Genomic DNA, 20,897 nt, shown 5'->3' with positions numbered 1-20,897 from the left:
CCGGCACTCACCCATTTGTTACTTAAATTTAAAACCCTTCTTTGCTGTCTTCACGAGATCTTCACATTTAGGTGGTAAATTCCACTATATACGGGTAGGACAGGCGCTTAAGTAGATGTACTGCATTTCGCGAAATATCGATTGAGTGAATCTGTGCGAACCGGCCTATCGAAGGTTTAGCCAAGTTGGAGCTGAAGCTTTCTGCAACAGTAGCCTATAGCTTAAACACCCACCCACTCCGAAACCGGCTGTAAAACCCAGTCGGAAGAGGGATTATTTTGCTGATGGGCGGTCGGCTAAGTTGAAACTTAAGGCAATTTTTAGATTTTTAACCCCCACTTTAGATTAAGCTGGAAAATGAAAAGGAATGCTGTCCTGAAAGGTGATTGCCATGACTGACCCAAGTCAAAGCTGCCCTAACCCCGGTCTTTTGTCTTTTGCCATAGGGGAGAAACTTTTAAGAAAATTTAATAAACAGTGGGGGGAGCTGCGGCTCAGTCGCGCAAGCATTGGGAAAAAGATTGGGTATGGGTATGCCCTGACAGTTGGGATAGCGGTTTTGGGAGCGGGTGCGGGGCTGCTGGCGGGAGAGTGGGGCCAAACGCAGGCGCTGGCTCGCAAACACAGCGAGGAAGAACAGCGAATCGTGCTGTTCAAGTTGAAAGTTGCTGTGCTGGAGTTGAGGGAGCGGCAGCAAACTTTTCAAAAGTTCAGTCAAAATTTTACGGTTTTGGGGAGCGAAATGCAAAAGGGTTCCCCAGGCGGGATGGAAAGCGAAAAAGCTGAAATGCGGCAGGCGCTGGACCGGCTAAAGGCTCTGTTGGCGGAATTGAAATCTTCTGGAGGAGCGGAAGTGTTCCGAAAGGGGGATGCAGGAGCTGCAGAGGTGGGAGAATTTCTGCGGGTTTATGGGGGGAGTGCCGAAGCCGGCACGCAACGACTGGAAGCGCTCCTAGAGCAAATGGGGACAGCCTCTGGGCAGTCAAAGAAATTTGACGCTCCAGCAGAGTGGGGGAGGCAAGCCGGCTCTGGGGGAAGAGTTGAGCTGGAGGAGTTTGAGGAGGGCTTGACCAAACTGCTGTCGCGTGCGGCGCAGGAAGAGGGCTCGGCTGGAGTCGCGTTGCGAGAGGCGCAGTTACTGCGAATCGGCACGGTTGGCGCTAGCATTGTGCTGTCAGTGGCGCTGGCGGTGATTCTGGCGCGGCGAACCAGTCGGGCGATAGCGCGCCCGGTGAGAATCGCGACCGAAATCGCCCGGCGCGTCACGGCGGAAGGCAACTTTGACCTGAGGGTGCCGGTGGAAAGCTTTGATGAAATCGGGCAGCTGACAAATTCGCTGAACCAGCTGATCGGGTGCGTCGCTGCATCCCTAGAGGAAATCAAGCGCTCTCAAGCGGAGATGGAGCGCTTCTTCAACCTCTCCTCCGACATGCTTTGCATTGCCGGTGCCGACGGCTATTTCAGGCGGATCGATCCCGCCTTTGAAAGAACACTCGGCTACAGCCGTGAACAGCTGCTTCGCAAACCGTACCTGGCGTTTCTCCATCCTGAGGAGCGAGAGGCAACTGCTGCGGAAATGCAGAAACTTGCCAGCAGCGGAATTTCGGGCAGCTTCGAGAATCGCTATCGCAGCAAAGACGGCTCTTACAAGTGGCTGGCGTGGACAGCTGTGCCGGTGCCGGAAGAAGGGTTACTGTATGGAGTCGCTCGCGACATCACACCCGCAAAACAGGCTCAGGAGAATCTCAAACGGCTCAACCAAGAGCTAGAAATGCGAGTCAGCCAGCGGACAGAGGAATTAAATAGCGCCCTCCGTGAATTGCAGCGAGAGATTGCTGTGCGCTCGCTGGCGGAGGCGGCATTGCAGGAGAGCGAAGCGCGGCTCAACAGCATTCTCAATTCCCTCGACAGCGCAGTTTGGTCAGTGGATGCCGGGACTTTCGAGGTGCTTTACCTCAACCCCGCCGTCGAAAAAGTTTATGGGCACCCTCCGAGAGAGTTTTTCTCCAACCGGCACCTCTGGATAGAAGTGGCTCACCCGAAAGACCGGCTGCAGCTGCAAAGCGCTCTGAAGGTGCTTTTATCAGGCGGCTGCAATCAAGAAATAGAATACCGGATTGTGCGACCGGCTCTTGAGGTGCGCTGGGTTCGCGCCCATTTGAGTCTGGCTCGCTCGGAAAGCGGAACGCCTGTCCGAATTGACGGAACAGTTACCGACATTACTCGCCGCAAGCAGGCGGAGGAAGCGCTGCGTTCGAGCAACGAAGCGCTAGAAACCAGAGTCGAGGCGCGAACGGTTCAGTTAAGGCACGTCATCAGGCAATTGAACAAAAAAATTGCTGAGCGCCAGCGCGTCGAGGAAGAGTTGCGGGAGAGAGAAATGCGCTACCGGCTGGTGACGCGAGCCACAAATGATGCGATCTGGGACTGGAATTTGCTGACCGATGAAGTGGAGTGGAACGAAGGCGTGCGGACACTTTTCGGCTACTCGCTAGAGGAAGTTGAGCCCACTGCCGCTTGGCGGTACGAGCGCACACACCCAGAAGACAGGGAGAGGGTGAGCGCCGGCGTTCAAGAGGTTATCGACAGCGGTGGGGAAATTTGGTCGGGCGAGTACCGCTACCGCCGCGCGGACAATTCTTACGCCCTGGTAATTGACCGGCGGTTTGTCGTGCGTGACGCCCGGGGGAAGCCGGTGCGCACGATCGGCTCGATGATGGATATCACCGAGCGCAAAGCTGCTGAAGTTGCCCTCCGGCGCTCGCTGCAAGAACTGTCAGACATCAAATTGGCGCTGGATCAAACTTCCATCGTGGCCATAACCGATCCGAAGGGAACTATCACTTATGTCAACGATAAATTTTGTGAGATTTCCAAATATTCCCGAGAAGAGCTGCTCGGACAGGACCACCGAATTCTCAACTCTGGCTATCATCCCAAAGAATTTTTCAAGGATCTTTGGTCAGCGATTGCCAGGGGCGAGGTTTGGAAAGGAGAGATCAAAAACCGAGCCAAAGATGGAAGTTACTACTGGGTGCACAGTGGGATTGTCCCTTTTTTAGATGACAGCGGGAAACCTGTTCAATATTTAGCCATCAGGACCGACATCACGCAGCGCAAGCAGGCGGAGGAGGCGCTGCGAGAGAAGAACAGAGTCGTGCAGCTGCTGCAGCGAATGGCTGTGGCTTGCAACGAGCTGGCGACGAGCGCCGAGGCGCTGCAGAGCTGTCTGGAGGAAATCTGCGCTTTTACCGGCTGGCCGGTGGGACAGGTTTACCTTCCTGACGCCACAGGGAACTTAGCTCCTGCGAAGATTTGGCACATCAAAGATCCAGAGCGGTTCCAGACATTCCGCACCATAACTGAAGCCACTTGCTTCGCTCCAGGAATAGGTTTGCCCGGTCGGGTTCTCGCCAGTGGCAAAGCGATGTGGTGCGCCAATGTCAGCGAGGAGCCGTTTTGGATGAGGAGGGCGGAAGACCTCGGAATTAAAGCCGGTTTTGCCTTCCCGGTGCTGGTGGGGGCTGAAGTTGTGGCGGTGCTGGAGTTCTTCTCGCCCGAGGCGAGAGATCGGGACGAGCAATTGTTAGAGATTGTCGGCAATATTGGCACCCAACTCGGTCGAGTGATTGAGCGCGAGCGCTCGCAAAAGGCGCTGCGAGAATCGGAAGCTCGCTTCCGGGATCTGGCGGTTCACGAAGAGCTGCTAAACTCTCTGGCGTACCAGATCCGCAACTCTCTGGAGCTGGATACGATTCTGGAAACGGCTGTGCGGGAGATTCACCGGCAGTTGGAGATTGATATCTGCACCTTCGGCTGGTATCGCTCCAATATGGCTGAACCCCGCTGGGAAGTGATTCAGGAAGCTAAGAATATTAGCGCCCCCAGCTGGCTGGGGCTGGTGCCGGCAGAAACCTTTCGCCCGCTTTCTGAGAAGCTGCAGCGCTTGGAAATATTCCGGGTGGATGATGTCAGAACTGAGAGCGACCCACAGCTGCAGCAGCTGCTGTTCGCTTCAGGGAATTGCTCTATTTTATCGCTGCCGGTTGAGACGCAATCGGGTGAGATCGGTGCTCTCCACTGCGTTCGCTGCCAGAAGGCGCGACCCTGGAGCGATTCAGAGCTGGAACTGCTGTCTCGCATTGCCAACCAGCTTGCGATCGCTATCAACCAAGCTGAACTCTACGCCCGCGCCCGCAATTCTTCGCATCTGGCTCGCGAAAAAGCCACTCAGCTGGAATTTGCCCTCGAAGAAGTGCGGGAAACGGAAAAGGCGCTGGCGGAGCAAGTGCGCCTGGCAACATTTCGTGCGGAGGTGGACTCTGCCTTCGGTCAGAGCGACACGCTGCAGAATATGCTGCACCAGTGCGCTGAGGCGGCGGTCCGGCATCTCGATGCGGCTTTCGCTCGCATCTGGACGCTGAACTTTGAGGAGAACGTGCTGGAACTGCAAGTCAGTGCGGGGATGTACACGCATATTAATGGCTCGCACAGCCGCGTGCCGGTGGGCAAATTCAAAATCGGCTCCATCGCTCACGAGCGCAAACCTCACCTGACGAATTCTGTTCAAGACGATCCTCGCGTCAGTGACAAGGCGTGGGCTCTTCGGGAGGGAATGGTGGCTTTTGCCGGCTATCCCCTGATGGTAGAAGGTCAGGTGGTGGGTGCGATCGCAATGTTTGCCCGCAAACCGCTTTCCGACGCAACTCTCAAGGCGCTGGAATTAGCCGCCTCCGAGATTGCCATGTGGGTCAAGCGCAAGCAAGCGGAGGATGCCTTGCAGAAATCCGAGGCTGAATTGAGACAGAAAACTGAGGAGCTGGAAAATGCCCTGCACCAACTCCAGCAAACGCAAGCCCAGCTTATTCAAGCCGAAAAAATGTCGAGCATTGGCCAGATGGTGGCCGGCATCGCTCATGAAATTAACAACCCCGTTAACTTTATCCACGGCAATATTCAACACACCGATAAGTACATCGAAGACCTGTTGGGCTTAGTGCGGCTATTCCAGGAGGAATACCCCCACCCCACTCTAGAAATTCAAGCCAAACAGGAGGCCATTGACCTGGAATTTCTTGCAGATGACCTGCCAAAAATGCTATTATCGATGAAGGTAGGCACACAGCGGATTCGCCAGCTGGTCCTGTCGCTGCGCAACTTCTCCCGACTGGATGAAGCCGAGGTGAAGGAGGTTGACCTCCACTCTGGCATCGAAAACACGCTGTTAATTTTGCAGCACCGGCTCAAAAAAGGTATTGAGGTGGTTAAGGAGTACGGAGATTTGCCTTTGGTTGAGTGTTACCCCGCCCAGCTGAATCAGGTGTTTATGAATATCCTCAGCAATGCTGCTGACGCCTTACTGGAGAAAAGCATGCAAGCGGAAAAGCAAATTGTGATTCGGACAGAACCCGTAGGCCCCCATCACCTTCGGGTGCGAATTCGAGATAATGGCCCCGGCATACCGGCAGGAATTAAAAATAAGATTTTTGACCCCTTCTTCACGACCAAGCCTGTCGGTCAGGGGAGTGGGCTAGGTCTTTCGATTTGCTACCAGATTGTCGCCAAGCACGGGGGGCGGATTGAGGTGAATTCTGAACCCGGTGAGGGCACAGAGTTTGCGATTACAGTGCCGGTGAGGAGACTCTCCGAAAGGTCTGCCAACCTGACGTAGCGGCCCGTTCGAGAGATTCAGTTTGCGCGGCTTTCATGAATTTGATTGGGAGGCGGAATTGAGCGGACACGATAATTGTTAAATCAACATAAAAAAAAGAAAATTTAGTAAAATTTACAGAAGGGTGTGGTTAAATGGTTAATAGGAGTGCGGCTGAGTGTTCCAAGATAAACAAATCGCAACTGGGTGCCAGAGGTTATGGGATATGCCGCCCCCTTTTAAAGAGGTGCTGGGTTGCCGGTGCGGGCAATCGGGTTTTTAGCAACAGGACTTACGCCACTTAATTGTGTGGTGGGTTACGCTATCGCTAACCCACCCTACAGATAGAGGCGCAAGCGTAAGTCCCGATCGCTTAACGGCAAGAGCGTAAATTAAGCAGATTTGACAGCTGCATTTTCGAGATAGAGCCGAGTGCAGGGGCTTTGAAATGATGCCAATTTTGGATTTTATAGCAGTAGGCACTTAGGTTAGGACAAGGGGTTTAACATGATGTAGGGGCGGGTTCACCCACAAAGAGTGCCACACAGCTACAACACCTATAAACCCGCCCCTAACCTCTGATATAGCAGCCGGCAATTGGGCCATAGCGTGTTCTAACCAATATGACTGCTGCTCTACATTTGGGATTTTGGATTAAATAACGGCCCACAGATAAGCTTTTTATGCCAGAAGACAAAAGACTATCTATCTCAACTTGGGATAAGAGAAACAGTCTGTCAGTTTAGCAGGGGATCTCTACTGGAGCCGGATGACTTGACCTGAGGTTGAGTCACAAGGCGAGACATAACTCCCACAACAAAACGAGGCCAAATAAATGTTAACAAAAACCGCAAAAAAAGCTGAAGGAAAAGTCCTTGTAATTGGTGCCGGTGTCACGGGGCTCACGACATCTCTGTGTTTGCAAAGGCAGGGATTTGAGGTGACAGTAGTAGCCGAAAAATTTGCCCCCCACATAACTTCAGTGGTTGCCGGTGCTTTGTGGGAGTGGCCACCGGCTGTGTGCGGGCACCATCAAGACCCCATTTCGCTAACACGCTCCAAAGACTGGTGCGTGACTTCTTACAACATTTTTTCAACTCTGGCTGACCATCCGGAAACGGGCGTTTTTATGCGCCCGTCAGTGTTTTATTTCAAACACCCAGTTAAGGAAAGTACCAAAGACTTTGAGAAAATGCTCGAACTCCAAGAAAAAGTTTTGGACTTCTCCCACGATGCAGGGTTGATAGAAGAAAATGGAGTCAGCCCTAATCTGGGGTTGAAAGATGCTTACAGCCATCTATCTCCGATGGTTGATACCGACGTTTACATGGACTGGCTGCTTAAAGAAGTGGAGCGAGCCGGTTGCTATATCAAACCCGGAAAAATCTCGGGCTATTTAACAGATGAAGAGCAAACTATGAAAACCTATTTCGGCGTTGATGCCATCATAAATTGCACCGGCTTGGGGGCGACGGAACTGACGAATGACACCGTTTCCCCCCTGCGAGGGGCGCTGATTCGCATTCGCAACGACGGCAAAACGATGCCCCGCATCACCAAGGCTCACTGCGTTTCCCACGATGGCTCTGAGAAAGACACCGGCTTCATTTTCATCGTGCCGAGAGGGCATAAAATGCTGCTTCTTGGAGGGTTCGCTGAAGCCAATGAGTGGGATTTAAATATTGGCTTGGAGAATTACCGCCCCATTCAGGACATCCTCGACCGGTGCCTTGAGTTTTTGCCGGTGCTAAAAAATGCCCAAATCGATCCGAAAGAACCCGTTCGTGTTGGTTTGCGCCCTTTACGCCAGCAGAATGTCCGCTTGGAACAAGAACAGGGCACTTGCATCATTCACAACTACGGACACGGCGGTTCTGGTGTCAGTTTCTCATGGGGCTGCGCTCTGGAGGTTGTAGAGATAGCAAAAAAAATGCTGTCAGCAGGAAAAATAACTGAAAGGTCGAGCGCTCTCTTAAGTTAATACCAATTTTGGATTTTGGATTTTGGATTTTGGATTGAAAAAACGGCAGTAAAGCCTTTTCAGCCAGAGTCCAAAATACTATCTATCTCAACTAGGTACAAGCCGGCTGGGAAACCGGCACCCCAAGCAGTTGAAAAATCCCCATAGGGGCGCGTTCCGCCACGCGCCTACTGAGCTGTTGCGCCCTTGCGATTCTGCCGGCTATCCGTCAGACAGAATAGCCTCAAACAGTTCAGCCAGTTTCAAATCAGAGAACGCCGGCAAATACCGGTACTGTTCGATCTGCCGCTTATTTCGCGGTAACAGCAAACCCAAACCTGATAAATCTGGGTTGAGTTTTTGTGGGTTCTGCTGATACCTGTAAATCACTGACGTTTTTAAGAACTCCACAAACTCATTGCAGCGCTTTTCAGCAGAACCCGACCGCTTGGCCAGCGCTGTTAACAAAAACACAGCATCGGCGAAGAGTTCATCCCTGTACAGGTAAGGTTTCAGATCGCTGCGGGAAATTGCCGGCATATCAGAAGACAGAGAAGACAGAATTTCATCGATCAGCGGATTGAGTCTTGCCGGCAGATCGCGGAGATGCCGGTTCTCCGTCACCGTGTAGCTGCTGTACATATCTGGGCGCTCATATTCCATAATCTTCTCGGCGAGTTGCCCCCCACTAACCCCTGGGTTGCCTCCTAGGAATTGCAGCACTTGTTCGTAATAGTAATTCGGAGCGCCGAGAAGTTTTTGAGACGCCAGAGTGTAGCGGGCAGCCTCTCGAAAGGTGTAGTGAACCTCAATCGTAGCCTTATTGCAGTTTTGCAAAAATAATAACTCCACCGGCTTGCCGATTTTTTTATTAAACTCCTGAATGACATCACTCAGCTTTTTGATATTCATCCACTCGGTTTCAAACTGGATGGTTCCTGTATTTTCATCAGGACTGATTTCATCCAAACGCCCCCCGTGTCCCAAGAACACGATCGCCCACTTTTCCGCAGCAAAGCGCGAGTTCGCCCAATTGAGGTATTCCGCAAACACTTCCTCACTCGCGCTGTTCGCAGTTTCTAGCTGCTCAACCTCTAGCCGGTCTTTTGCGAACACCCTTCTTGAAAGGTTTTTCTCACCCCACAAATCCGATTCTACAGCCACAAGGATACTGTCACTCCGCACCCCTTTTTCCAGCATCTCCAGGATAGGTTGGCCAAAGCGCGACAGGTCGTTGTCGTAGGGCATCCAGTACAGGAAAATCCAGTCAAATCGCTCCTTCTCCCTCATGCTTGCAGAAGAACTCTCTAGCGGTTTGAGGTTTAGCAGACTCAGATTAACTGCAAATGAAGCGCTTCCCAAAGCTGCAGATTGAATAAATTTTCTCCGATTCATATTTTATGCTATTATGTTTTAAATCTGCTTGTTCACGAAAGGAGGCAGAGCCTCCAGCCCCCCGTTCCCAGGCTCCGCCTGGGAACGAGGTCAACGAGGTCAGAGGTCAAGGCTTTACTGCTGCCTTTTTCAATCCAAAATCCGGGCATCCACAATCCAAAATTGCTAAGTCCCCAGCATCTGCAGCTGGTACAGACTCGCATACAGCCCCCCTTGCTGCAGCAATTCTTCATGACTGCCTTGCTCCACAAGCTGACCCCGTTTGAGCACCAAAATCCGGTTGGCATTGCGAATTGTAGACAGCCGGTGAGCGATGATAATCGCGGTGCGCTCTACTAGCAGCCGGTCGAGGGCGTCTTGAACTAGCGCTTCCGTGCCCACATCCAAACTTGCCGTGGCTTCATCGAGCACCAGAATCCGGGACTTGCGAATCGCAGCGCGAGCGAAAGCTAGCAGCTGTTTCTGTCCGCCAGAGAGATTGGTGCCTCGCTCCCGCAGCTCAGTGTCATAACCTTGAGGAAGCCCCTCAATAAAACGCGCCACATTTGTTCGCTCGGCGGCTGTTCGGATTTGCTCGAAGGAATAATTATCTCCCAAAGTGATGTTGCTCTTGACATCACCGGCAAACAGAAAGCCATCCTGCAAAATCACGCTCACGTGCCGGCGCAATTCAGCCTGAGGCATGTCTCGAATATCAATGCCATCAATGAGAATCCGCCCCTTGCTGGGTTCGTAAAGCCGGCACAGCAGGCGGATAATAGAACTTTTGCCCGCGCCGGTGGGTCCGACCAAAGCCACTTTCTCACCCGGACGGATGGTAAAATCCAAATCTTTGAGGACGTACTCATCTTTTTTGTAGGCAAACCAGACGCGCTCGAAGCGGATTTCCCCCGTTTTCTCTGGGAAGTCGGAAGGGGAGATCCGGGTGCCGGATACTTCTGGATCGCGGATTTCCACCGGCTCGTTGAAGATGTCGCTAATCCGCTCAATGGCGGTGAAACCGGCTTGCAGGGCGGTGAATTTTTCAGCAAATTGCCGCAAGGGGTCAAAAAGCCGCTGGGCGAACAGGATAAACGCCGATAGCGTCCCAAAACTGAGAGATTGCTGCAACAGGCGCACGCCTCCGAGCCAGAGTACGCCGGCAATTGCCACCAAGGCAATCCACTCCAGCGTCGCGGAAACGGCGGAGTCGTGAAAAATGGTTTTGTCCACTTCGAGGACGTAGCGCTGGTTGATGCTGCGAAACAGTTCGGCGTTGAATTGCTCGCGGCGGAACAGCTGCACCACGTTAATGCCGGTGATATTTTCTTGCAGGGTGGCGTTGAGGGCGGAGAGCTCTTCCCGCGCCCGGTAATTGGCTTTGCGGTACTGTTGCTGGAAGTATATCACCACACCGGCAACTGGCACCAGCATCAGAACTAGCATTAAAGCCAGCTGCCACTGCAAGGCAAACATGGCGATCGCAATCACCGCAATAGAGAATAAATCAGTGACAATGCCAATCGCGCCGGTGGAAAACACCTCTCCCAAGGCGTCCACATCACTGGTGAGGCGGGTGATCAGCCGCCCCACGGGAGTGCGGTCAAAAAATCGCACCGCCAAAGAGGTGACGTGCTCGAACAAGTCGTTGCGGATGTCGGCAGTAATTTTTTGGCCCACCTTCTGCACCAGATAGGTTTGCAGGGATTCCAGTCCGAGGCGCACGGCTATGGTTAGGAATAGCAAGCCGGTGAGAACATTCAGCCCCCAAGACAGGGGTTTCCCCTGGAAAAACGCCCAAATATTGGGCTCCTGGCGAAGCAGGGAGATGGCTTGCCCGATGATAATCGGCTGAATGGCACTGGCGACAGACAGCGGCACCAGCAGCAGCATGGAAATTAGCAGCAACCGCCCGCTGTGACGGGCATAGGGCACCAAGCGCAGGAGCAAGCGCCAGTCATTTTCGCGCCGGGGCCGGTGTTCGCGATTCTCTGTCAGGGGTGATATGCTAGTCATCTACAGTCACTGCAGAAATTTCTGCTACAAAAAAGCACGCCCTCCCAATCTAGCGCAGACAGCCCGACTGGGGCACTGGGCATGGGGCATCATCGCATTAACTCTCGTTTAACTCTCGTTCCCAGGCGGAGCCTGGGAACGCGAATCTGGAGGCAGAGCCTTGAAAAGGTTTGTAGTTGGGCTTTAGCCCTACCGAATCTCCCGCAGTGGAGCAAGTTTTCATTGGTGGCGGTGTGCGCAGTTCATCGTGACTGCCTCCTTTAGACCACATGCAGCATTATTACCCTAACAGCTTAATTGCTAGTTGCTCTCGGGTTGCTCTGACAAAGATTCGATGGAGTATTTCACTTCCGATAAATTCTTAATAACGAGTTCTTCCTTGAGTTTCTTGCCCGTACTCTTATCGATCGCTTCTCTCCAAATCTCATTCGTCCGATAGTTTTTGCCACTCTCGCGCAAAAAGCGGTGCTCTTTTTCGATGATATGGTAAGAGAAGGGCCACTCTCTTTCGGTGCGGACGGCTCCTTTTAAATGCTCATCCGTTAGCCAGACCCGAAGTTGAAAAGATTGCTCGGTTGGGTTGTGAAAGCGCAAATCGACATAATTGTAAAAAACGCTAGCCCCACTGCCAAAAGGCAAGACTCGCCGGTCGTCCGGGAAGGGGTCAAAGCTGTGGTGGTGGCGCTCAATCACCTCCAGAGGGGTGTGCAAAACCATCCAGTATAACAGGTTGGCGAGCTGGCACAGCCCCCCGCCGGTGCCGGTTCTCACCTCTCCCCGAGATAATTGTAACCCTTCCACATATCCTTTGGCAGCGGTTGGGTTGCCGACCCGACGCCAAAAGGAAAAGATTTCCCCCGGCTGAATGATCAGGCCGTCTATTGTTTTGTGGGCAATTCCCAGGTTGACAATTTTATTTTCCTGTAACAGGGGATCTGTGCTGCCCATTTTTCTTCGCAGCAGGGATTGGTGCTTGATGCAAGTGTGGCGCAAGTTTTCCAAGGACTGTGTTTGGGCAAACCGGCTGGCTTGCCAAACATTGGCTGTCCCGCGAAACAGCCGTTTCTGCTGGACGCGCAGGTGATAGAAAATTGGGTGGACTTGGGATAGCCGCATGGCAAATACACCTTTTATATCTCGTCAGGTTGAATACCTATCATATCTCTAAGGGCGGGCACTGGGCATCATCGCATTGGGCGCTGGCAACTGAATTGCGGTTCACCAGCCTGACATGATATAGCAGTTATAAATGATTTGTGAGTGAGCGGAGTCCAGAAACCCGGTTTTTTTAAGAAACCGGGTTTCTGCGCTTTCAAACTGCAGCCAGGGTCGCTGCTCGCAGCTGCAAAATCACATCGCCAATCCCATCGGTGTTGAGGCGGTAGCTCAAGGGATGGGCGATCAGCTGGGCTGTGCTTTCAAAGAGTACGGCAATTTCAATTAAGCCGTTCTCTCGCAGGGTGCGACCGGTGGAAACCAAGTCAACGATCGCCTCTGACATGCCGGTGATTGGCCCGAGTTCGACGGAACCGTAGAGGGGCACAATTTCCACCGGCAAGTCCAAGCTGTGGAAGTATTCGCGGGCGCAGTGGACAAACTTGGACGCCACTCGACCGTGGGCCGGCAGCTCTACCGGTCGCCGGTAGGGGCTGGATTCCCTCACCGCTACGGACAGGCGACAGCGGCCAAATTTCAGGTCAGCGAGGTTAGCCACCTTTGGGTTTTTCTCCCGCAGCACGTCATAGCCCACAACGCCTAGCTGGGCTTGGCCATATTCCACGTAAACCGGCACGTCTTGCGCCCGCACGAGCAAAGCTTTGGCGGTGCCGGTGGGATCTTGGATTTGCAGCTGCCGGTTGGATGAGTCGAGAAAGGCGCTGAAGTCCAGACCGACGGCTCGCAGCAGCCGGATGCTGTCGGTTAGCAGGGCACCTTTGGGCAATGCGACGGTGAGCATAGGATGATTTTAGGTTTCAGATTTTAGATTGTAGAGGGGAAATCCATCCAAAATCCCAAATCCCTAATTGATATGCGCATTCTTCTGGTTGATGATGAGGTTGAACTGACCGATCCGCTGAGTCGGGTGCTCGCCCGCGAGGGGTACAGTGTGGATGTGGCTGGTGATGGCACCGCTGGCGAGCAGCTGGCGCTGCAGGGGGTGTACGATCTGTTGATTCTCGATTGGATGCTCCCGCAGGTGTCGGGACTGGAGATTTGCCAGCAGCTGCGCCAGCTCGGGCGTTTGACGCCTGTACTGTTTCTCACTGCTAAAGATACTGTAGACGATCGGGTGCGCGGTTTGGATGCCGGTGCTGACGACTACCTCGTCAAGCCCTTTGAATTGCGGGAGTTGCTGGCGCGAGTCCGCGCCTTGCTGCGCCGGGGAGCGGCGCAAGAGTCCGGTGCCGGCACCCAGAGGCTGCGAGTCGAGGATCTGGAGCTGGATTTGGAGAGCCTGCTCGCCTACCGTCGGGGGCGCATCGTGGAGCTGTCTGAAAAAGAAAGCCGGCTGCTGGAATATTTCATGCGCCACCCCGGCGCTTTGCTGACCCACGCGCAAATTCACCAGCATGTGTGGGGGGACGCTCAGAAATCCAGCAGCAATGTTCTGGCGGCGCAGATTCGCCTGCTGCGGCGCAAAATAGAGGGTGCCGGTGAGCCGCCCCTGATTCACACGGTCTACGGCAAAGGCTATCGCTTGGGAGCGCCAGAGAATTGATTTAATAAACCCCACTGACGCCTAGAGCCCCTAGAGCGCTGGCTTGGAGCAAAGTTTCAATTTTTTACTTCGGCTCGACAATGGACCCCATAAACAAGAGGGTGCCGGTTTCTTCGTCCCGAATCGCGCAGAAAAAGGGCCGGTCAACAATCATTGTGATATCGGGTTCCCCGCCTCTCGTGCCCCCGATCGCCGTGACGCCTGCGGCTTCGGTGCCCTCTTCACTCACGTCCAAAAATGTCTTGTGTTTAATTTTGCTAATGGCGAAACCTTGCGGAGTTATTTCTGTGAAATCTGCGCCGGCATCAAAAACTTTTTCCATCCCCAGGGCTTTCAGACTGTCTTTCAGATCGATTTCATACTCCACATGGAAGCGAGGCAACCCGAGGATAACTCCTTTCTCTTCAGTCTCAAACTCGCCGATCCATTTTTCCCAGTTAGGGGCGTTGAGGCTTTCGTAGAAGGTTTTGAGACTGACTCCCTGATGGGGGAGAAAGATGTACATGGTCAACCGGCCCTCGCCGTAGGGCAGGCCGATCGCCTGAAACAGCTCATTTTTGTAGTAGGAAGCGTAATCAACCTTCTGGAACATCATCGGGTGCCGCTTCTGAGAGCCATCGCTCAAGGTGAAGGGGCGCTCTTGGGTTTTTTCTTTGGAAAAGGGCACCATCCACTCCCCGTGAAAGTATATAGCATTGATTAACACAGCAATCGTTGAGGCGTTTATGTCATTTTTTTCCAGGATTTTATCTATCTTGCTGTTTGTACTTTGCTTCACCCAGCCGTTAATGACGTCCGGGGCATTGGGAGCGCCGAAGTCCACATTCCTGACTTGGGCACCGTAAAAGTCCTCGGTTCTCTTGATAAATTCTGGCTTAAAGGGTTCGCCCTGCCGGCCCCACAGGGAGTTGGCAATGGCCAGGTGAACTTTCGGGTCCAAATTGGCTAGCGACGCCTTCAGCGCGGCATTGGCAAGGTTGACTTGCTGCAAGCTTAGCTGTTGCAATTCTAAGGTTTTGGCGATTGCCTGCCCAGTTTGGCCACCGGCACCGTTGTAAGTCATGGCCAGCGCCAGCGCCAGACTGGCGGGAGAGATAAAAATATTCTGGCTAGCATCCAGCTTGCGGATTTCCGAGAACAGCTTGAAGCCAAATCTGGTGTTGGCGGCGACCAGCTTTTCGCGCCAAGCCTCACCGGCAGCCTGCGCCCCAGCGCTCGATTGTGGCGCAGCGGCGGCAGGACCGGCGGGTTGCTGTGCCGGCACGGCAAAAGCCACACCCAGAACAGCTAAACCCAGACCAGCGGCAACCATTATCCCAAAAGAACTAAAAAAATGCTTTCTCATTTGGGTCAGCCCAATCGCCTGTGTTATTTGGGATCTGCAACCGACCCCACAAATAATAGTATTCCCGTTTGATTGTCGCGAATCGCGCAGATAATGGGGCTCACCACCACTATGCTAAATCGCACCTCCACCCGCTCGCCCGCAGGGGCGCAGCCGCCACCCGTCACGGCTGTAGCTGGGCGTGCCTTCTTCGCGCACCCCCACCAGAGTTTTGTGCCTCACCTCATCGGGGCAAGCCCTGTGCGGGCGTCATCCCTGAAAAATCTGCCCCCTGCCGGTCTTACGCCACGCCCATCCCCAAAATGTTCCGGGCGTCATTTAGGCAGATATCATACTGCATTTTGAAGCGGGGCAGCACAAGAGAACCTTCCTTGTGCTGGAATTGCTTCACCCACTCCTGCCAGCTGTCGGCGTTCTTGCCTGTCGCAGAATGCCTGCTCTCGTGACTCCCTCTCGGTGAGAACACGTACAAACTCAGCCTTCCGTGACCGCCAGCCAAGCTTATTCCCTGAAACGCTGCATCCGGGGGTGCTGCAGTGCCGGCGGCTCCGGTAAAAGAACCCTCTGCGGTGGCGTCTTTTGAGAATAGCTCCTGACCGGTGCCTTGGAAGTAGGTGGCGCTGATTCGCTAAACAGAGGCATCTGGAGCGAGCTGCTCGACGATTCTGTCTGTCTTGCCGCTGGTGTTCTGCTGCACCGAGCTGTTAATTATCGGTGGGGCACCGGCATCTCCAACGTCGGGCTGAGTCACTTTTGCCCCGTAAAAGTCCTGGGTTTTTTGGATAAAGTCTGGCTTGAACGAGACATTTTTGTTCGCCCAAAGATCGGCGTGCAATCAGCACCGGCACTGAAAGCCTCCGCACTCAGCAGCGATGCTTTCAGTGCGTGTTTGTAGTTGGGCTTTAGCCCAATCGGCGGGCCTCGTAAGAGCGCATAATTTTCATTGGTGACGGTGTGCACCAGAAGCGACTTCCTCCCATCCCGCAGGCGGATTTGGGAGAACAGTAAGCATTGCCCTGTTGCGCATTTAATTTGCGCTATTCATTTCTATTCGGCATTGCCCTAATTGCCCATAAAATGCTGCTATGGAGGATATGCCCCCTTCCTCTAAAAAGCAAATTAAAAGCCTAACAGCCTAGCCCGGCTTTCGCACGGGCGAAAGTCTGTATCCGCCACGCTCAGTTTGCCGGATTGCGTTTCCCTCACCCAAAATTTGCCCCCACGAGCGCACGAGCGCGGGGGCGTCAAGCCCTGACCAGGGTGATGGCGGTGACTTCTGGCGGGCAAAACAGGCGTCCGGGGAGATAAGTGCCCAGCCCGCGATTGACGTACAGCTGGTTCGCCCCCACCTGATGCAATCCAGAAGCCCACTCCCAGTGGTGAACGACTTTATCGCACCCGTCTGACATGTAAGGAATCCAGCGCCGCAGCGGTTTGGGAATCTTGCGCCGAATCGATTTCAGCCGCCCGGCTGCAGGACCGGCACCGGGGATGACAATTTGGCCACCGTGGGTGTGACCAGAAAGTTGCAAGTCCACTCGCCACTGGCGCAGGAGCCCGGCGCTGTCGGGATTGTGGGACAGGACAATCCGGGGGGTGCCGGCACCCACCTGCGCTAGCACCGCAGCTGGGTTGAATTCCCGAGACCAAAAATCCGCTAGCCCCACCAGGGCTAATTCGGGCCCCAGAGGGCAGACGGCTTCATTCCACAGAACCCCAATTCCTATGCGAGTCATGGCGCGGGTGATTTCTGATTTTGAGTGCCGGTAGATCAGGTCGTGGTTGCCCAAGACGGCATAGATGCCGGCGCGACTTTGCAGCTGTTTGAGGCGCAGCGCCAAGCTGTGAATCGGTGCGGGGTCTTTGGTAACGTAGTCGCCGGTGAGCAAAACCAAGTCTGGCTTTTGCTGGTTGCTGGCGGCGATAGCTTCTTCTAAAAGCTGGTCAGACAGCCTGAAGCCATCGTAGTGGAAATCCGACATTTGGACTAGCTTGGTGCCTTGCAGCTGTTCTGGCAAGTTGCAGATCGCAATGGTTAAATGTTCAACGCGCAACGGGCCGGTTAATAGTTTGTGCATATTTTTAAGTTCTGTTTATAAGATTTGCGCTGCCGGTGCCTGGAAATGCTATACTTGTGTTTCAGATCGAGTAGTAGCCCTGACAATTCTGCTGAATGTCTCTGAGGGATTGAAATTGCACAGAAGAGATTCTAGTTTAACAAATCAGCCGCAGGTCAGGCAAAACCGGGACGAAGGAGCGAGGGCAGCCGCCTCCCCGAAGCGGAATGCAGCTATCCAAACAGCGCTTATATTTCTGAGTATTCAGCGGCGGGCGGGCTGAAGGCAGCACTCTCCCCTGGAACGAGCCCGGTGCCGGGAAGCCACCAAGCGCACCATCAGCCCGCACCGGCAACCCTTGGGGGTTGCAAGCGGGGAGATTTCCATAACAGCCGGCATTTCCATCTCACGATCGCCGCCCCGGCACCGGCCTCGAGCGCTGCGCGCGCCCCCCACAGCTCAACGGTTCCGCCGGGCGCTGGATAAATAGGTAATTTTTGCCTGCGTCTGTGCCCGCCGGGAGCATATATAGCAGTAGTCATATTGGTTAAGACATTAATGACATGGCTTATGGGGCTCATGCGCATGAGCCCGATGCGCATGGGGTCAGTAGGGGCGGGTTCACCCAAGATGTCTCTGGGTTTTACCAGATGTTAGTAAACCCGCTCCTACCAGCTTTTGCGTGATGCCATGCATGCGTGATGCGATGATGCCCATGTACTAACCTAAGTGCATACTGCTATAACATGAATGCCCGCAAGATGTCTCAGCCAAGGGCGTTCGGGCGCGCTAGCACCCGGGCGTTTGGACATTGCTAATCCCCGGCTACCGGAGCCTAATTGCGGTCGCTCAACCGCATGTGATATAAGTTATTATTGGCGCTGATTTTTCTTACCGCTATGCTAGGAGAAATCTATCGCGCCGAAAGGCTGCAGTTTATTCCTGAGAAGTGAAGGCCCCATGAAAAATATTAACTCCGCCCTTGAAATTGTTCAACCTTCTGGCCTTTTAGACAAAAATAAGGCCCTTCAATTCCAGCAGCAGATTAGCGACGTTGTTGACCGAGGGGCCAGCCTTGTGTTAGTGGATTTCCAGGATGTCACCTTTATGGACAGTTCGGGTCTGGGCGCTTTACTCTCCGCAGTAAAAACCGTGAGAGCCGCCAATGGCAAGCTCGCCGTCTGTTCCATCAACCACCAAATTAGAATTCTGTTTGAAATCGCCTGCGTAGATACAGTAATTCAAGTCTTCCCCAGCCGGGATGACTTTAAGAGCGCCGGCTTCTTTGCGGACTAATTGCTGGCAAAATTTTGGAGGGTGTGCTGTTAGTTAGGAGCCCCCCTAAAATCGAAAATCTAACATCTAACATCTCAGGGGCAGCGGGGAAAGCCGAGCTGCCGGGTCAGCGAAACTTAACCTGCAGGAGAGACACGTCGTCATTAAAAGCACCTTTCCCCGTCAAACTCCGGAGGTCCTGCAAAACTCGATCCAGGTTGACCGGATTTATCCGGCTGTAATCTGCCAGCCAGTCGATGAAGGCATCGAAGCTCCAAACCGTGCCATCAGGTTGCATAATTTCGTAAACCCCATCGCTAAAAATGTACAGGGTGCTGCCTTCTCCTACAGAATACCAAGCATTGGCGTAGCTGGCATCGGGAAACATTCCAACCGGCAGACCGTTCGGGGTTTTCAGCTGTTGGACTCGCTGAGTCAAAGGCTCTGTTCCCGAGAGCAGCAGTGCCGGCGGGTGACCGGCGCTGGCGCAAACGAGCTGGCGCTTTCGCCGATTGTAAACCCCATACCAGATAGTAAAGTACATATTCCGCTGGCTCTCCATCTGGAAAGACTGATTCAGGGCGTGGAGGACTTCACTGGGCTCGTAAAAATTAGTTTGGAGCCGGGAGCGGGAGCGCAGCAGGCTCAAAACAGAAACCGACAGCAGCGCCGATCCCAAGCCGTGTCCAGACACGTCCAGCAGGTAAATCGCCAAATGGTCTTTATCCAGCCAGTAATAGTCAAAGCAATCGCCCCCCAACTGTTGCGAGGGAATAAACCGGGCGTCAATCGCCACCGGCTCGGTTAAAGGGCGCGGCAAAAGCGAGCGCACGTAGTCAGCCCCTTCCGCCAGTTCCGCCTGCAGCTTCGCCTCCGCCCGCTTGCGCTCAGTAATATCTATCCCGACAAACACCGCTGCCCGATCTTGCAGCCACTTCTTGGCCATCACCAAATGACTGCGGGGAGCGCCATCGAGCTGGGCGTCAATTTCTACCGACGCTTCCTTCTCCGGAGAAGCAAAAAACTCGCGCACGAATTTGCCAAACCGCGACTGGCGGAAGCCCACTTCTTGATTGGCAAAAGCCTCCAAGGGCAATTTGTAGGTGGCCGCTAAATGCCTGTTCACCCCCAGATAGCGCAAATCGGAGCTGATCAGCGACACCGTACCGGGAACCGCATCCAGCACCGCCTGCAGCTGGTCTTTTGCCAGCTGCAGCGTTTCCTCGGCTTGCTTGCGTCTGGTTACATCCTGCACAAATCCCTCCACCCCCACCGGTCGCCCCTGGGCGTCGCGCAGCAGCCGCACCGTTTCAGAAATCCAAATCACGGAGCCATCGCGCCGGCGGACAACAGCCTCCCGGTCCTCCACAAAGCCATCCGCTTTTAACCGGCGCAGGCACTCAGCCCAGTCCCCTGGACCGACATAGAATTGGGCAATATTTTCCACCCCCTTGAGGAACTCGGCGGGGGAGTCGTAGCCGTAAATGCGAGCCAGGGCGGAGTTTGCCGTGCAGTAGCGCCCCTCCAAGGTGACTTGAAACAGCCCCTGCGCCGCATGTTCAAAAATTTGCCGGTATTTGCGAACCGTGACATTGCGAAAAATCCATCGCGTGGCGTAGGGTTTGCCATTTTCGCACAGGCAGCTCACATTCCCTTCCACCCACACCGGCTCGCCATCCTTGGTCAAAAAAATCATCTCCACCGGCTCGTGAGCTTCTATCAGGGAGAGTTTTTCCACCTCCTGCCACAGCTGGCGGTACTCGGGATGGAGAATATCCCGCACCTTTAGTTGGCCCACTTCCTCTTCCGTATAGCCCAAGGTCTGCCGCCACGTCCGGTTGACATAGGCAAAGCCCCTGTCAGAAAGACGCACCGTTTGAATCAAAACCTGCGCCCTGTCGAGAAAATCCTGTAGCTGGGACTTGATATTTTCCATTTGCATCAGCTGCCGGCGGGAGTCCAGCAGAACCATTATCTGACGCGCCAGCATCTTGCCGGCATCTTGCAAGTCCTGGCTCAAAGAGCGCGGCGCGCAGTCCATGACGCACAAGATGCCCACCGCTTTCGCCATCGGGCGCAATCAGCGGCGTGCCGGCATAAAACCGGATGTGAGGGAACCCCACCACCAGGGGATTGCTGGCTTGCCCGGGCGTCCTTCAAGGTATCTCCGACAACAAACACTCCGTCGTGCCGGATGGCGCTGGCGCTGAAAGCCATAATATCGCGCGACGCCCCTCCCCTCGTCCAGCCCACCTTTGACTTCACCCAGCACCGGTCAGAGTCAACCATGCCGGTCAGCGCGATTGGGGTTCCGCAAATGTGGGCCGCCAGGCGCACCAGATCCTCAAATGCCGGTTCTGCTGCCGGATCGAGTAGCTGATACCGCCGCAGGGCTTCAATTCTCTGGACTTCGTTCGCCGGCAGTGGTGCCTTTCTCATTGGGGTGCGACCGGTTGCGAGAGAAATAACCATGATAGTACCTGCTTTCCGCCACTCCCAGA

General features: G+C 54.1%; 15 protein-coding genes. 4 read left to right on the top strand and 11 right to left on the bottom strand.

Annotated features, from left to right (window positions below; all coding sequences use genetic code 11):
* Positions 1 to 391 precede the first annotated feature (391 nt).
* Together OSC10802_RS44185 and OSC10802_RS0109990 are read left to right on the top strand one after the other, a co-directional pair.
* Positions 392 to 5,671, top strand: coding sequence for a PAS domain-containing protein (locus OSC10802_RS44185; protein WP_017716645.1), 5,280 nt, complete (start codon positions 392 to 394; stop codon positions 5,669 to 5,671).
* Positions 5,672 to 6,485: 814 nt separating this feature from the next.
* Entirely contained in the window at positions 6,486 to 7,631 is a 1,146-nt protein-coding gene (locus OSC10802_RS0109990) for an FAD-dependent oxidoreductase (protein ID WP_017716644.1), read from the top strand.
* Between the two features lie 201 nt (positions 7,632 to 7,832).
* Here OSC10802_RS0109990 and OSC10802_RS39490 read toward each other — a convergent pair whose 3' ends face one another.
* The 4 genes from OSC10802_RS39490 to hisG all read right to left on the bottom strand — a co-directional run bounded on the left by OSC10802_RS39490 (position 7,833) and on the right by hisG (position 12,957).
* Positions 7,833 to 9,005 (bottom strand): clostripain-related cysteine peptidase, encoded by a 1,173-nt coding sequence (locus OSC10802_RS39490; RefSeq protein WP_017716643.1) that lies wholly within the window; start codon positions 9,003 to 9,005, stop codon positions 7,833 to 7,835.
* A 165-nt stretch (positions 9,006 to 9,170) separates the two neighbouring features.
* Positions 9,171 to 11,000 (bottom strand): ABC transporter ATP-binding protein, encoded by a 1,830-nt coding sequence (locus tag OSC10802_RS0109980; RefSeq protein WP_017716642.1) that lies wholly within the window; start codon positions 10,998 to 11,000, stop codon positions 9,171 to 9,173.
* A gap of 300 nt (positions 11,001 to 11,300) precedes the next feature.
* A complete protein-coding gene (locus OSC10802_RS0109975; protein WP_017716641.1) occupies positions 11,301 to 12,116 on the bottom strand; it encodes a VanW family protein in 816 nt (271 codons plus the stop codon).
* A 196-nt stretch (positions 12,117 to 12,312) separates the two neighbouring features.
* Positions 12,313 to 12,957, bottom strand: a complete 645-nt coding sequence (hisG, locus tag OSC10802_RS0109970; RefSeq protein WP_017716640.1) for an ATP phosphoribosyltransferase — start codon at positions 12,955 to 12,957, stop codon at positions 12,313 to 12,315.
* Positions 12,958 to 13,029: 72 nt separating this feature from the next.
* Between hisG and rppA the strand changes: the two genes are divergently transcribed.
* A complete protein-coding gene (rppA, locus tag OSC10802_RS0109965; protein ID WP_017716639.1) occupies positions 13,030 to 13,719 on the top strand; it encodes a two-component system response regulator RppA in 690 nt (229 codons plus the stop codon).
* Positions 13,720 to 13,783: 64 nt separating this feature from the next.
* Here rppA and OSC10802_RS0109960 read toward each other — a convergent pair whose 3' ends face one another.
* From OSC10802_RS0109960 to OSC10802_RS49395, 5 genes are all read right to left on the bottom strand, one after another.
* Complete coding sequence (locus OSC10802_RS0109960; protein WP_232731659.1) at positions 13,784 to 15,031, bottom strand: serpin family protein; 1,248 nt, start codon at positions 15,029 to 15,031, stop codon at positions 13,784 to 13,786.
* 313 nt (positions 15,032 to 15,344) lie between these two features.
* On the bottom strand, positions 15,345 to 15,536 hold the full coding sequence (locus tag OSC10802_RS56400) for a hypothetical protein (protein ID WP_198525091.1): 192 nt from the start codon (positions 15,534 to 15,536) through the stop codon (positions 15,345 to 15,347).
* A 156-nt stretch (positions 15,537 to 15,692) separates the two neighbouring features.
* The gene (locus OSC10802_RS56395) at positions 15,693 to 15,899 is read right to left on the bottom strand and encodes a serpin family protein (protein ID WP_071593297.1); all 207 of its coding nucleotides are present in this window, start codon (positions 15,897 to 15,899) and stop codon (positions 15,693 to 15,695) included.
* A gap of 409 nt (positions 15,900 to 16,308) precedes the next feature.
* Complete coding sequence (locus OSC10802_RS0109945) at positions 16,309 to 17,142, bottom strand: metallophosphoesterase (RefSeq protein ID WP_017716635.1); 834 nt, start codon at positions 17,140 to 17,142, stop codon at positions 16,309 to 16,311.
* Between the two features lie 317 nt (positions 17,143 to 17,459).
* A complete protein-coding gene (locus OSC10802_RS49395; RefSeq protein WP_155967537.1) occupies positions 17,460 to 17,663 on the bottom strand; it encodes a hypothetical protein in 204 nt (67 codons plus the stop codon).
* Positions 17,664 to 18,081: 418 nt separating this feature from the next.
* Between OSC10802_RS49395 and OSC10802_RS0109940 the strand changes: the two genes are divergently transcribed.
* Positions 18,082 to 18,417, top strand: coding sequence for an STAS domain-containing protein (locus OSC10802_RS0109940; protein WP_017716634.1), 336 nt, complete (start codon positions 18,082 to 18,084; stop codon positions 18,415 to 18,417).
* Between the two features lie 106 nt (positions 18,418 to 18,523).
* On the opposite strand, the gene OSC10802_RS44170 is transcribed toward OSC10802_RS0109940, so the two are convergent.
* Both OSC10802_RS44170 and OSC10802_RS44165 read right to left on the bottom strand, forming a co-directional pair.
* Positions 18,524 to 20,467 (bottom strand): SpoIIE family protein phosphatase, encoded by a 1,944-nt coding sequence (locus OSC10802_RS44170; protein ID WP_155967535.1) that lies wholly within the window; start codon positions 20,465 to 20,467, stop codon positions 18,524 to 18,526.
* Entirely contained in the window at positions 20,413 to 20,835 is a 423-nt protein-coding gene (locus OSC10802_RS44165; protein ID WP_155967533.1) for a hypothetical protein, read from the bottom strand. Before OSC10802_RS44165 ends, OSC10802_RS44170 begins: the two co-directional genes overlap by 55 nt.
* Positions 20,836 to 20,897 lie beyond the last annotated feature (62 nt).

It is taken from the genome of Kamptonema formosum PCC 10802 (assembly GCF_000332335.1).
In the GTDB taxonomy this organism is placed as follows: domain Bacteria; phylum Cyanobacteriota; class Cyanobacteriia; order Cyanobacteriales; family Oscillatoriaceae; genus Oscillatoria.
Note: the sequence above shows the minus strand (reverse complement) of the source record. Positions and strands in the feature narration are given on the sequence as shown.

Bases quoted from the DNA above. Each gene is read 5' to 3' on its own strand.
- rppA (WP_017716639.1), top strand. From the start codon at position 13,030: ATGCGCATTCTTCTGGTTGATGATGAGGTTGAACTGACCGATCCGCTG.
- hisG (WP_017716640.1), bottom strand. From the start codon at position 12,957: ATGCTCACCGTCGCATTGCCCAAAGGTGCCCTGCTAACCGACAGCATC.
- OSC10802_RS39490 (WP_017716643.1), bottom strand. From the start codon at position 9,005: ATGAATCGGAGAAAATTTATTCAATCTGCAGCTTTGGGAAGCGCTTCA.
- OSC10802_RS44185 (WP_017716645.1), top strand. From the start codon at position 392: ATGACTGACCCAAGTCAAAGCTGCCCTAACCCCGGTCTTTTGTCTTTT.
- OSC10802_RS0109945 (WP_017716635.1), bottom strand. From the start codon at position 17,142: ATGCACAAACTATTAACCGGCCCGTTGCGCGTTGAACATTTAACCATT.
- OSC10802_RS0109975 (WP_017716641.1), bottom strand. From the start codon at position 12,116: ATGCGGCTATCCCAAGTCCACCCAATTTTCTATCACCTGCGCGTCCAG.
- OSC10802_RS44170 (WP_155967535.1), bottom strand. From the start codon at position 20,467: ATGGCGAAAGCGGTGGGCATCTTGTGCGTCATGGACTGCGCGCCGCGC.
- OSC10802_RS0109980 (WP_017716642.1), bottom strand. From the start codon at position 11,000: ATGACTAGCATATCACCCCTGACAGAGAATCGCGAACACCGGCCCCGG.
- OSC10802_RS44165 (WP_155967533.1), bottom strand. From the start codon at position 20,835: ATGAGAAAGGCACCACTGCCGGCGAACGAAGTCCAGAGAATTGAAGCC.
- OSC10802_RS0109990 (WP_017716644.1), top strand. From the start codon at position 6,486: ATGTTAACAAAAACCGCAAAAAAAGCTGAAGGAAAAGTCCTTGTAATT.
- OSC10802_RS0109960 (WP_232731659.1), bottom strand. From the start codon at position 15,031: ATGGTTGCCGCTGGTCTGGGTTTAGCTGTTCTGGGTGTGGCTTTTGCC.
- OSC10802_RS0109940 (WP_017716634.1), top strand. From the start codon at position 18,082: ATGAAAAATATTAACTCCGCCCTTGAAATTGTTCAACCTTCTGGCCTT.
- OSC10802_RS49395 (WP_155967537.1), bottom strand. From the start codon at position 17,663: ATGACTACTGCTATATATGCTCCCGGCGGGCACAGACGCAGGCAAAAA.